The 11,727-nt window shown below is 63.6% G+C and carries 14 protein-coding genes; 8 read left to right on the forward strand and 6 right to left on the reverse strand.

From position 1 onward, the window contains the following. Nucleotides 1-270 precede the first annotated feature (270 nt). Nucleotides 271-561 (reverse strand): hypothetical protein, encoded by a 291-nt coding sequence (locus tag IVA88_RS24560; RefSeq protein WP_247499732.1) that lies wholly within the window; start codon nucleotides 559-561, stop codon nucleotides 271-273. Between IVA88_RS24560 and IVA88_RS24565 the strand changes: the two genes are divergently transcribed. Further along, nucleotides 539-2,104: an ATP-binding protein gene (locus IVA88_RS24565; RefSeq protein WP_247499733.1), complete on the forward strand. Its 1,566-nt coding sequence runs from the start codon at nucleotides 539-541 to the stop codon at nucleotides 2,102-2,104. The genes IVA88_RS24560 and IVA88_RS24565 overlap by 23 nt on opposite strands. 227 nt (nucleotides 2,105-2,331) lie before the next feature. After that, nucleotides 2,332-2,910: a peroxidase-related enzyme gene (locus IVA88_RS24570; protein ID WP_247499734.1), complete on the forward strand. Its 579-nt coding sequence runs from the start codon at nucleotides 2,332-2,334 to the stop codon at nucleotides 2,908-2,910. A gap of 66 nt (nucleotides 2,911-2,976) precedes the next feature. On the opposite strand, the gene IVA88_RS24575 is transcribed toward IVA88_RS24570, so the two are convergent. Continuing rightward, on the reverse strand, nucleotides 2,977-3,120 hold the full coding sequence (locus tag IVA88_RS24575) for a hypothetical protein (RefSeq protein ID WP_247499735.1): 144 nt from the start codon (nucleotides 3,118-3,120) through the stop codon (nucleotides 2,977-2,979). Nucleotides 3,121-3,269: 149 nt separating this feature from the next. Then, complete coding sequence (locus tag IVA88_RS24580; protein WP_247499736.1) at nucleotides 3,270-3,893, reverse strand: ParB-like protein; 624 nt, start codon at nucleotides 3,891-3,893, stop codon at nucleotides 3,270-3,272. A gap of 243 nt (nucleotides 3,894-4,136) precedes the next feature. Between IVA88_RS24580 and IVA88_RS24585 the strand changes: the two genes are divergently transcribed. From IVA88_RS24585 to IVA88_RS24610, 6 genes are all read left to right on the forward strand, one after another. Continuing rightward, entirely contained in the window at nucleotides 4,137-4,478 is a 342-nt protein-coding gene (locus tag IVA88_RS24585) for a hypothetical protein (protein WP_247499737.1), read from the forward strand. A gap of 233 nt (nucleotides 4,479-4,711) precedes the next feature. Continuing rightward, on the forward strand, nucleotides 4,712-4,999 hold the full coding sequence (locus IVA88_RS24590) for an acyl carrier protein (RefSeq protein ID WP_007592476.1): 288 nt from the start codon (nucleotides 4,712-4,714) through the stop codon (nucleotides 4,997-4,999). A gap of 10 nt (nucleotides 5,000-5,009) precedes the next feature. Next, complete coding sequence (locus IVA88_RS24595) at nucleotides 5,010-5,480, forward strand: 3-hydroxyacyl-ACP dehydratase FabZ family protein (protein ID WP_247499738.1); 471 nt, start codon at nucleotides 5,010-5,012, stop codon at nucleotides 5,478-5,480. Continuing rightward, nucleotides 5,477-6,682, forward strand: a complete 1,206-nt coding sequence (locus IVA88_RS24600) for a beta-ketoacyl-ACP synthase (protein WP_247499739.1) — start codon at nucleotides 5,477-5,479, stop codon at nucleotides 6,680-6,682. Before IVA88_RS24595 ends, IVA88_RS24600 begins: the two co-directional genes overlap by 4 nt. 96 nt (nucleotides 6,683-6,778) lie before the next feature. Beyond that, on the forward strand, nucleotides 6,779-8,056 hold the full coding sequence (locus IVA88_RS24605) for a beta-ketoacyl-ACP synthase (protein ID WP_247499740.1): 1,278 nt from the start codon (nucleotides 6,779-6,781) through the stop codon (nucleotides 8,054-8,056). An 8-nt stretch (nucleotides 8,057-8,064) separates the two neighbouring features. Continuing rightward, on the forward strand, nucleotides 8,065-8,997 hold the full coding sequence (locus tag IVA88_RS24610) for a lipid A biosynthesis lauroyl acyltransferase (RefSeq protein WP_247499741.1): 933 nt from the start codon (nucleotides 8,065-8,067) through the stop codon (nucleotides 8,995-8,997). A gap of 13 nt (nucleotides 8,998-9,010) precedes the next feature. On the opposite strand, the gene IVA88_RS24615 is transcribed toward IVA88_RS24610, so the two are convergent. The 3 genes from IVA88_RS24615 to IVA88_RS24625 are packed head-to-tail and all read right to left on the reverse strand — an operon-like array spanning nucleotide 9,011 to nucleotide 11,643. Further along, entirely contained in the window at nucleotides 9,011-10,123 is a 1,113-nt protein-coding gene (locus tag IVA88_RS24615; protein WP_247499742.1) for a polyamine ABC transporter substrate-binding protein, read from the reverse strand. Between the two features lie 7 nt (nucleotides 10,124-10,130). Beyond that, complete coding sequence (locus tag IVA88_RS24620; RefSeq protein WP_247499743.1) at nucleotides 10,131-11,309, reverse strand: aminotransferase; 1,179 nt, start codon at nucleotides 11,307-11,309, stop codon at nucleotides 10,131-10,133. 7 nt (nucleotides 11,310-11,316) lie between these two features. Continuing rightward, on the reverse strand, nucleotides 11,317-11,643 hold the full coding sequence (locus tag IVA88_RS24625) for a rhodanese-like domain-containing protein (RefSeq protein WP_015686918.1): 327 nt from the start codon (nucleotides 11,641-11,643) through the stop codon (nucleotides 11,317-11,319). Between the last annotated feature and the right edge of the window lie 84 nt (nucleotides 11,644-11,727).

Here is an 11,727-nt window from a genome sequence, read left to right on the forward strand (position 1 = left end):
GCGCCGGTGGGCGGCACTGAGGCCGCCGGTCCATTTGTACTAATGTACAAATGATTAGGTCCCGTCAACAAATCACCCGGGCCGCTGAGATCGAATGACGGGCCGTCCAAGATGACAATCGTCCCCCGACCGGCCTGACCGAGTAGCTGAATGGTAAAATCTTCCTTAACCACTCCCGGGCTCGTCGGACTGCGAAAAGCACCATTTTCCGGCCGCTTCTGCCCAAAAATATGTATTGGGAACAAACCTCGCAGCCGAATTGTCACGGATTTAATGAAGCGCCGGCGCCTGCCGCTTAACCGTTTGTCCAGCGACGGCTGCGCATAGTCGGGCAAAGCCCTTGCTCTTGTCAGGTTCATTCATTGTGACATCCTTTGGACGTGTGATTTCGGTTCGCGGATCGCTCGCCCGGGTCGGGCTGCTGGCTGAAAGCCGGCTGCCGATCTCGGAAGTTCGGGCAACCGTCGGCCGTTTTGTCAGCATCCGCTGCGCCAGCTCGGTCATCGTCGCGATGATCACCGAGGTGTCTTGCGAGAACATGTCGAGCGCCGACAACTTCATCGCCATCGCCTCGGTCGATCTGCTCGGCGAAATTCTCAATGCCGCCGACAAGGCCAAATTCCAGCGCGGCGTCACCAATTATCCGACCATCGGCGATTCCGTCGATCTGATCACGAGCCAGGAGCTGCGCACGATCTACGCGCCGACCGGATCGGACCAGATCAACGTCGGCTTTCTTCAGCAGGACCGCTCCGTCATCGCCTATGTCGACATCGAGGAAATGCTCTCCAAGCACTTTGCAGTGCTGGGGTCGACCGGCGTCGGCAAATCGACCGGCGTTTCGCTGCTGCTCAACGAGATCCTCAAGGCACGCCCGAACCTGCGCATCTTCCTGCTCGATGTGCACAACGAATATGGCCGCTGCTTCGGGGATCGCGCGCTGGTACTCAACCCGCGCAATCTGAAACTGCCATTCTGGCTGTTCAATTTCGAGGAAATCGTCGATGTGCTGTTCGGCGGCCGCGCGGGCGTGCCCGAGGAGCTCGACGTCCTCGCCGAGGTCATTCCGCTCGCCAAGGGCGTCTACACCCAGTACCAGAACGCCGACCGCATCGGCCTGAAGCGCATCGATCCCAAGCAGATCGGCTACACCGTCGACACGCCGGTGCCCTATCGCCTGGTCGATCTGATGTCGCTGATCGACGAGCGCATGGGCAAGCTCGAAAACCGCTCCTCGCGCATCATTTATCACAAGCTGATCTCCCGCATCGAGGCGGTCCGCAACGACCCGCGCTACGCCTTCATGTTCGACAACGCCAATGTCGGCGGTGACACCATGGCCGAGGTGATCAGTCATCTGTTCCGCCTGCCGGCCAACGGCAAGCCGATGACGGTGATGCAACTCGCCGGGTTCCCGGCCGAGGTCATCGATTCCGTCGTCTCGGTGCTCTGCCGCATGGCCTTCGACTTCGGCCTGTGGAGCGACGGCGTTTCGCCGATGCTGTTCGTCTGCGAAGAGGCCCACCGCTACGCCTCCGCCGATCGCAATGTCGGCTTCGGGCCGACCCGCAAGGCGGTGTCGCGCATCGCCAAGGAAGGCCGCAAATACGGCGTCTATCTCGGCCTCATCACCCAGCGTCCGGCCGAGCTCGACGCCACCATCATCTCCCAGTGCAACACGCTGTTCACGATGCGTCTTGCCAACGAACGCGACCAGGCGCTGCTGCGCGCCGCGGTGTCGGATGCGGCCGCGAACCTGCTCTCGTTCGTGCCCTCGCTCGGCACCCGCGAAGTGCTGGCGTTCGGCGAAGGCGTTGCGCTGCCGACGCGGCTGCGCTTCAAGGAGGTACCGCCGCATCAATTGCCGCGCGGCGAAGCCACCATCAGCAGCGTGCCCTCCGTTACCTCCGGTCACGACATGCATTTCGTCGGCGCCGTGCTCGAGCGCTGGCGCGGCGCCACCTCGCAGCGCGACGTGCCGAACGACCCAGTGTTCTCCGCGCCGCCCGCGAAGACGCTCTCCAACGTCGAAGCCCCGATGTTGCAACCGTCGATGGGGCTGGACCCGGACCGCTTCTCGCTGCTGAAGAAGCCGCTGCGGTAGCAGACACCACTTCCGCAACTCCGCTGTCATGCTCCGGCTTGACGGGGCATCCACCCAGTACGCCGCGGCTTCTCGATTAAATCACGACCGTCTCTGGAATACTGGATCGCCCGATTAAAGCGGGCGATGACAGCGAGTGTGTGGCACGCGCCCCCTGCATACTTCAGCACGTTGAGGCGGCCGCTCGCATCGACTATGGTTGCCGCCCCGACCAGGAATGATATCCAATGACAAAGCCCGCGCAACGCTTCCCCGCTCCCGCCCTCGACGCGCTCCCTGACGACATCCGCACGCGGCTTCTCGCCGTGCAGGAGAAGAGCGGCTTCGTGCCGAATGTGTTTTTGACGCTGGCCTACCGCCCGGACGAGTTCCGCGCCTTCTTCGCCTATCACGACGCGCTGATGGAGAAGGACGGCGGCCTCACCAAGGCCGAGCGCGAGATGATCGTGGTCGCGACCTCGGCGGCCAATCAGTGCCAGTATTGCGTGATCGCACATGGCGCGATCCTGCGTATCCGGGCCAAAAATCCGCTGATCGCCGACCAGATCGCGGTGAACTACCGCAAGGCCGACATCACGCCGCGGCAGAAGGCGATGCTCGACTTCGCGATGAAGGTCTCGGCCGATGCGCAGCGGATTTCCGAGGACGATTTCACCGCGCTCGCACCGCACGGCCTCAGTGACGACGACATCTGGGACATCGCCGCAATCTCCGCCTTCTTCGCGCTGTCGAACCGGCTCGCGAATTTTACCGGCATGCGGCCGAACGAGGAGTTCTATCTGATGGGACGCCTGCCGAAGAAATGAGCCCAAAGCTCCGCCCGACGGACGCCTGTGGTCTCACCAGCAAAATGCACGGAGCGTCGCGCCGGACTAGCGCTTCGCCATCAACTCGAGCGCCGGGGCAAAGCGCTCGGAAAACGTCAATGTCTTGGCACGGTGAACTGCGGCAAACGATGCCGAAATCCCTGCTGAAGCGACCACGAGCAAAGCAACGGCGAAAACCAGACGGCGCATTTCTGCCTCCTGTGTGAGCTCGACCACTCAGACAGATGGCACGGCATTGTTTCAGCGCCGCTTCGCGCGGACGAAAGATGGTTTCGCTCAAGAGACTGTGATGAGATTCGGTCGATCGAGCCGCATGTGTGCTGGCGCGAACGTTACGCCTAATCGTCCTCCGCCGGTCCGCACCAGCCGGGCAGATAGATCGCATCCTTGCCCTTGGCTGAGGACATCGCCTTCTCGAGCGCCTTGTCGAAATTGGCATCCACAGCCTTGCGCGACAGCTTTCGGCGCAGATAATCGGCCCACAGGAATTCGGAGAACGGCGTGGTGTCCTTGGCGAAGCCGCCCATGCGGCGCAGCTCGCCGGCGAGGCTCCGGAAGGGATCGTCCTTGAGATCGACGACGGATTTCGGCAAATCGCGGAACGGTCGCCTTTCGCCCTTGGCGTCGTAGGGATAGACCCAACGCTTGTTGTCCATCACGCCCCAGAACGCCTCGCGCTCGACCATCCTGAGATCGCCGACGATGGTGACCAGCACCTCCTTGACGCCCTCGTCGTGCAGCGCGCGGCCGAGATGATGATGGTCGATCACATAATAGCGCTCGTCGGGGCCGTGCACGACGGGGATCATGTGCTTGCCGAGCAGATCGGCCTGCTTCTTCTTGTCGTGCTCGCGCCAGCGCTTGCGCTTCTCCTTGACCTCACGCATCCCGACCGTCATCTGCGTCGGCCGCAGCGACAGGATCGACACCGGATGCACTCTCGGCTCGCGCGTATTGGTCATCGTCGAAGAGCCCTTCACATGGTTGCAACTGCGTGGGTCAGGTTCCCAGGAACTATGCCATTGGCCTCGCGCCGGCAAATGCATTCGGCCAGGCGGAAGTTATTGCATCGCACCCCGATCATTCATTTCGCGCCCCGCAGATAGTGCGAAAGCGCAATGCACGTGCGCGTTGAGAAGATTTTCTGCAACGCGTTCACCACGTATGCTATCTAAAAATCGCTGCTTCGGAGTGATCCCTGCACCATGAAAACCCAGCGGCCCATAAGCTCGGATGACGAGCACCGGGTGCTCCAGTTCAGGCCGCGCACCTCGCCTTCCCCGACGGGCTCCCGCGGCAACGGTGCCGTGCAGCCTCTGCGTGTCGCGCCCGAACCGCTCGACCTGTCGTGCTACGAGCAGCCCCGCACTGAACCGGACGATTTCCGCCATCGCATGCTCGCCAACATCGCGGCGCTGGCCTTCACCATCGCGCTCACCGCGATCGGGATTTGGCTCGCGGTAAGCATCGCCGACCTGCGCCGGACCCAGGATTGCGTGCTGATGGGCCGCCGCGACTGCGTCAAGATCACGACGCCGCACATCTAGGCAAGATTTCTGGCGAGGCCGCCGACGGTCCTTCGGCGGAAAGGGCTCAGCCCGGCATCCCCAGCCCTGTGCCCTGGCCTGTCCGGCTCCATTGAACTCAGGGCGGCGCTCCGATATACGGGCTTTCGACCCGGCCAGAGAGGGGTTGAGGGCGTCATCAGGGGCGCGACGCCCACCCACCGCGCCACTCTGGACAATCTGACAAATATCCGCAATATATCAAAGGCTTAGTGATGTCTTCCACATTCGATCAGGTCGCTACGATCATCGCTGAAACCTGCGACATCCCGCGCGACACGATCACGCCGGATAGCCACGCCATCGATGACCTCGGCATCGACAGCCTCGATTTCCTGGACATCGCGTTCGCGATCGACAAGCAGTTCGGTATCAAGCTGCCGCTTGAAAAGTGGACGCAGGAGGTCAACGACGGCAAGGCGACCACCGAGCAGTATTTCGTGCTGAAAAACCTGTGCGCCCGCATCGACGAACTGGTTGCGGCCAAGGGCGCGAGCGCCTAAGCGCGCGGTCATGCAACTCGAATACTTCCACATGATTGATCGCGTCGTCGACCTCAACGTCGACGCGAAGACGATTGTCGTCGAGGCTCAGGTCCCGATGGAGAGCACCATCTTCGAGGGGCACTTCCCGGGCTACCCTCTGATGCCCGGCGTGCTCCTGATCGAATCGATGGCGCAGGCCTCCGGCTGGCTTCAGCTTGGCGTGCTCAAATTCGAGCGCATGCCGATCCTGGCCGCCGTCAAGGAGGCCAAGGTCCGTGGCTCGGTCTTCCCCGGCGACCTCATGAGCATCGAGGCGAGCCTTGCCCATCAGGGCTCGGGCTACGCAGTGACCGAAGCCAAGATCAAGGTCGGCGGCAAGCTGCGTGCGAATTCGACGCTGACCTTCACGCAGATTCCCTTTCCCAATGCGGATATGCGCTCCCACATGGACGCGGTTGCCAAACGCGTCGGCTTTCCGCAACAGGCCGTATCGCCATGACTGACACCGCTTCGAAGTCCGGCCAGACGGAAGTCTGGATTACCGGCATTGGCCTGGCCACCTCGCTCGGCGAGGGCCTGGACGCCAACTGGGCCGCGCTTCAGGAGAAGCGCATCAATGTCGATGAGAAGGGCTTTGCGCCCTACATCGTGCACCCCCTGATGCCTGTTACCTTCGACAGTCAGATCCCGAAGAAGGGCGACCAGCGTCAGATGGAAGCCTGGCAGCGCATCGGCACCTATGCGGCCGGCCTTGCGCTCGACTCCGCCGGGATCAAGGGCAACAAAGACATCCTGTCGAAGATCGACATGGTGGTCGCCGCCGGCGGCGGCGAGCGCGATCTCAACGTCGACACCGGCGTACTCACGGCCGAGGCCAAGGGTGCCAACGCGCCCGGCTTCCTCAACGAGCGGCTGATGAGCGATCTCCGGCCGACGCTGTTTTTGGCCCAGCTCTCCAACCTGCTCGCCGGCAACATCGCCATCGTGCACGGCATTGGCGGCACCTCGCGCACCTTCATGGGCGAAGAGGTTGCCGGTGCCGATGCCGCCCGCATCGCACTGTCGCGCATCGCCTCAGGCGAGAGCGACATTGCGCTGATCGGCGGCTCGCACAATGGCGAGCGCAAGGACCTGTTGGTCCTCTATGAATTCGGCGACTTCAACTTGAAAGACAAGTTCGCACCCGTGTGGGCGCGCAAGGACCACGCCGGCTTCGCGCTCGGCTCGGCCGGCGCGTTTCTGGTGCTGGAATCGAAGGCGCACGCGGAAGCGCGCGGCGCAAAGCCGTTCGCAAAGCTGTCGAGCGTCGTTGCCGACCTCGCCCGGCGCAAGAGCCGCGGCGACATGGCCGCGACGCTGGAGAAGCTCTGGGCGAAGTTGCCGAAGCGCGATGGCAAGGGTGCGATCATATCCGGTGCGACCGGCGCGGAGCCGGCGACATCGGAAGAGCGAGGCTTCCTGAAGGGCCACGCCGAGTTCCCGGTGCGATCGACCGGTACGATGTTCGGCCACACCATGGAGACGCAATTCCCGCTCGGCATCGCGCTCGCCGCGCTGTCGATCTCGCGCGGCGCGCTGTTTCCGCCGAACGACTCTATGGGCACCGAGATTGAAATGCACGAGGCGCCCACCCAGATCGTGGTGGTGGGGGCCGGACACTGGCGCGGCGAAGGCATGGCGCTGGTCGAGGCGGTAAGCTAAAGCGCGTTGCGCTTTGGCAGGTTATTGTTTGGGCATGATCTCGGAAAACCGCATCACATTTTTCCGGAGCACGCTCCAGCTCAAGCGGGGATCGACATGACTGCACCACGCGACAAACTCGGGCGCCCCGTCGTCGTCGTCACCGGCATGGGCATCATGACTTCGCTCGGCAACGGCAAGGCCGACAATTGGGCGAAGCTCGTCTCCGGCGAATCCGGCATCCGCACCATCACGCGCTTTCCGGTCGACGGTCTGAAGACCACGATGGCTGGCACGGTGGATTTCGTCAGCGTCGATCCGTTCTCCTCCACCGGCCTGTCCGAGCGGATGGCCGAACTGGTGACGCAGGAAGCGCTGGACCAGGCGGGCATCGGCGCCAAAGCGGATTTCCCGGGTCCTCTCTTCCTTGCGGTTGCACCGGTCGAGGTCGAATGGCCGCAGCGCCGCGAGCTCGGCCGCGCCGTCGGCAAGCTCGACTTTAATTACGACGATCTGCTGCGCATCTCCGGCGGCGGCAAATACAGCGCCTATCATCACCGCTTCATGTTCGGCTCGGTCGCGGCCTACCTCGCCGAGACCTTCGGCACCAAGGGCTCGCCGATCTCGCTGTCGACGGCCTGTGCTTCGGGCGCGACCTCGATTCAGCTCGGCGTCGAGGCGATCCGCCGCGGCGAGACCGACGCCGCGCTGTGCGTGGCGACGGACGGCACCGTGAATCCGGAAGCGCTGGTGCGCTTCTCGCTGCTCTCCGCGCTGTCGACCCAAAACGACCCGCCGCAGGCGGCGTCCCGCCCCTTCTCCAAGAACCGCGACGGATTTGTCATGGCCGAGGGCGCAGGTGCGCTGGTGCTCGAAAGCCATGAAGCCGCCACTGCGCGCGGCGCAAAAATCCTCGGCGTGATCGCCGGCTGCGGCGAACTCACCGATTCCTTCCATCGCACCCGCTCTTCGCCCGACGGCAAGCCGATCATCGGCTGCATGAACAAGACGCTGGCCGATGCCGGCATGACGCCGGACCAGATCGACCACATCAACGCGCACGGCACCGCGACGCCCGAGAACGACAAGATGGAGTACAATACGACATCGGCCGTGTTCGGCGAGCTCGTCACGAAGATTCCGGTCACCTCCAACAAGTCGATGGTCGGCCACACCATCTCGGCTGCCGGCGCGGTCGAGGCGATCTTCTCGCTGCTCACGCTCGAACATCAGCGCATCCCGCCGACGATCAACTACGACACTCCGGACCCCACGATCCTGTTCGACGTCGTCGGCAACAAGGCACGCGATGCCCGCGTCACGGCTGTGATGTCGAACTCGTTCGGCTTCGGCGGCCAGAACGCCTCGCTGATCCTGACCCGCGAACCGGCCTGACCGGACGCATGGCGCGGCTTCCTGCGAGCACCAAGGCCCGCGCGCGGGAGACAGCCAAGTCGCTCGGGGGAAGCCTGATCGGCGCTGCCACCGTCGGCATGCTGCGCACCACGCGCTACTTCGATCCGGTCAAGACCTCGGACTTTTTCGCACGCGTCACCAAGCTGATCGGGCCACGCTTGCGCGAGCACCGCATCGGCCGCGCCAACCTCACCGCCGCCTTTCCGGACAAGTCGCCCGAGGAAATCGAATCCATCCTGATGGGCGTGTGGGACAATCTCGGCCGCGTCGGCGGCGAATTCGCCCATATGGACCATGTCTGGGATTATGACCGCTACCATCCAGAGAAGAGCCGGATCACATTGTCGCCGCGCAGCATCGAGCTATTCGATCAGATCCGGGACGACGGCAAGCCGGCGCTGATCTTCGCAGCCCATCTGGCCAATTGGGAATTGCCGGCGCTCGCCGCCGTCGCGCATGGGCTTGATGCGGCGATCCTCTATCGCCGGCCGAACATTGCGTCTGCCGACCGCATCATCCAGGAGATGCGCCAGGTCAACATGGGCACCCTGATCCCGGCGGGCCGCGACGCGCCGCTGCGGCTCGCGCAGGCGCTGAAGGACGGCAAGCACGTCGCCATGCTGATCGACCAGTATCTCACGGGTGGCGTTGAGGTCACCTTCTTCGGCCGCAAGACCCGCGCCAATCCGATGCTGGCGCGCCTGCTCCGCCAGGTCGAATGCCCGATCCACGGCGTCCGCATCATCCGCCTGCCTGGCGGCCGCTTCACGGCGGAGCTGACGGAAGAAGTCCAGCCGGTGCGCGACGCCGACGGCAGGATCGACATCCAGGGCACGACGCAGGCGATCACCAACGTGGTGGAAGGCTGGGTGCGCGAGCATCCGGAGCAGTGGCTTTGGCTGCATCGCAGGTGGCGATAGCAACCGTGGCCCCTCACCGTCCCGTCTTCACCTTCGTCCACAGCCGATTGATGATCCGCTGGGTCGCCGGCTCGCGCGCGGTGATGACGAACAGCTTTGCGAGCGTCGCCTCGTCCGGATAGATGTTCTTGTCGTTCAGGATCTTCGGATCGACCAGCTTCTGGCTGGCGAGATTGCCGTTGGCGTAGGACAGGAAGTCCGTGTTCTTGGCGGCCACGTCTGGACGGTAGAGATAGTTGATCAGCTCGTAGGCTTCCTTGACGTTCTTGGCATCCGCGGGGATCGCGAGATTGTCGAAGAACATCTGCGCACCCTCTTTGGGAATCGCGTAGCCGATCTCGATGCCGCCTTTGGCTTCGGCGGCGCGGGCACGGGCCTGCATGATGTCGCCGGACCAGCCGACCACGAAGCAGATCTCGCCGGTCGCAAGCGCGCTTAGATATTCGGACGAATGAAACTTGCGCACCGAGGGCCGGACCTTGGCCACCATGTCCGCGGCCTTCTCGAGGTCGGCCTGCTTGGTCGAGTCCGGATCGAGCCCGAGATAGTTCAAGGCCGCCGGGAAGATGTCGTCGGCGGAGTCCAGCATGTGCACGCCGCAGTCTTTCAATTTTGCTAAATTCTCCGGCTTGAACACGATGTCCCAGCTGTCGATCTTCGCATCCGCTCCCAGAATCTGCTTCAGCTTGGCGACGTTGTAGCCGATGCCGGTCGTGCCCCACATGTAATTGGCAGCGTAGACGTTGCCGGGATCGTAGATCGCGAGACGTTCGCTCACCACGGGCCAAGCATTGGCGAGGTTCGGCAGCTTCGCCTTGTCGAGCTTCTGAAAGATGTTCGCCTTGATCTGGCGCTGGAGGAAATAGGCCGTCGGCACCACGACGTCATAGCCGGACTTGCCGGCCATCAGGCGGGTCTCCAGCGTCTCATTGGCATCAAAAGTGTCGTAGACCACCTTGATGCTGGTCTCCTTGGTGAAGGCCTCGAGGACGTCAGGCGCCACGTAGTTCGACCAGTTGTAGAAGTTGACGACCCGCTCCTCGGCCCCGGCGAGACCTGGGAGCAACGCCAGCGCCGCGGCGAACGCGAGACCAAGGCGAGCCCCTGAGCGGCTGGCGTTCGTCATCTTTGATCTACCTCTTGCGCCCGCGCACCGCGTCCGACAGCCGCTCCAGTGCGGTGTCGAGCGTCTCGTCCTTCTTGGCAAAACAGAAGCGCACCACCGACGTCACGGGGTCCTGCTCATAGAAGGCCGACACAGGGATGGCCGCGACCTTGTAGTCCTTCACGATCCGCCAGCAGAATTCAGTATCGCTCTCGTTGAGCCCGAGCGGCGACAGGTCGACGGTGAGGAAGTAGGTGCCCTGCGACTTCAGCACGGGGAAGCCGAGGCTCTCCAGTCCCTTGGCGAGACGGTCCCTGCTCCGCGTCAGGTCCTTGCGCATCGAGAGGAAGTACTCGTCGGGCTTGCCGAGGCCGTAGGCGACGGCGGCCTGGAGGTTCGGCGCGGTGGTGAAGGTCAGGAACTGGTGCACCTTGGCGGCAACGCGCAGCAGCGGCGGCGCGGCGCAGACGAAGCCGATCTTCCAGCCCGTCAGCGAGAAGATCTTGCCGGCCGAGCCGACCTTGATGGTGCGCTCGCGCATGCCGGGGATGGTGATCAGCGGGATGTGCTTGTGCTCGTCGAAGGTGACGTGCTCCCAGACCTCGTCGCAGATCGCGATGACGTCGAACTCCTGGCAGTAGCGCGCCAGCAGCTCGAGGTCCTCGCGCGGAAACACCACCGCGGATGGATTCAGGGGATTGTTGAAGAGCACCGCCTTGGTCTTTGAATTGAAGACGCTTTTCAGCATCTCCTCATTCAGCCGCCAGTGCGGCGGCTCGAGCCGGACCAGGCGCGGAATGCCGCCGGCCTGGCGGATGATCGGCAGATAGGAATCGTACACAGGCTGGAAGCAAACCACCTCGTCGCCGGGCTGGACTACGGCGAGGATGGCCGAAGTCAGGGCCTCGGTGCCGCCGGAGGTCACCATCACCTCGCTCATCGGATCGAGCTCGAGGCCGTGCCAATGGCTGTAATGGGTCGCGATCGCCTGACGCAGTTCGGGCAGGCCCATCATCGACGGGTACTGGTTGTAGCCGTTCAACGAGGCGTCGGCCGCGGCGCTGCGGATGTCCTCGGGGCCGGGATCATCAGGAAAGCCCTGCCCGAGATTGATGGCGGCATTGTCGCGCGCGGCCTGCGACATCGCCTCGAAGATCGTGACGGGAAGGTCGGCGAAGACCTTGTTCAGGGAAGAGCTTTTGGACATCGGCCGGTCAGCCACCGACCTTGCTGGGAAGACCCGCCGCCTTCCAGCCCAGCATGCCGCCGGCCAGATGCTTGTCGTAAGGCAGGCCCGCCGCCTGCGCCGCGAGCGAGGCCGTCACCGAGCGCTTGCCCGAGCGGCAGGCGAACACGACCTCCTTGCCGGCGGGATCGGGAATTGCCTTGGGATCGAAGGTCGAGAGCGGCACGACGACGCCGTAGGGATAGGCCTCGGCTTCGACCTCGTTCGGCTCGCGGACATCGACGAGGAGATAACGGCCCTCCGCGACACCCTTGGAGACCTCGTCCGGGGTCAGATCCTGTACCTGGTTTGCCATATCATCCTCCAACGTCGCGGGCCGCATGCCGGGGCGAACCCGGCCGGCGGCAACCTCGCCTCTCGGTGAGCGAAAATCAAGCGC

The organism is Bradyrhizobium sp. 149, assembly GCF_023073915.1.
Classification (GTDB): Bacteria; Pseudomonadota; Alphaproteobacteria; order Rhizobiales; family Xanthobacteraceae; genus Bradyrhizobium.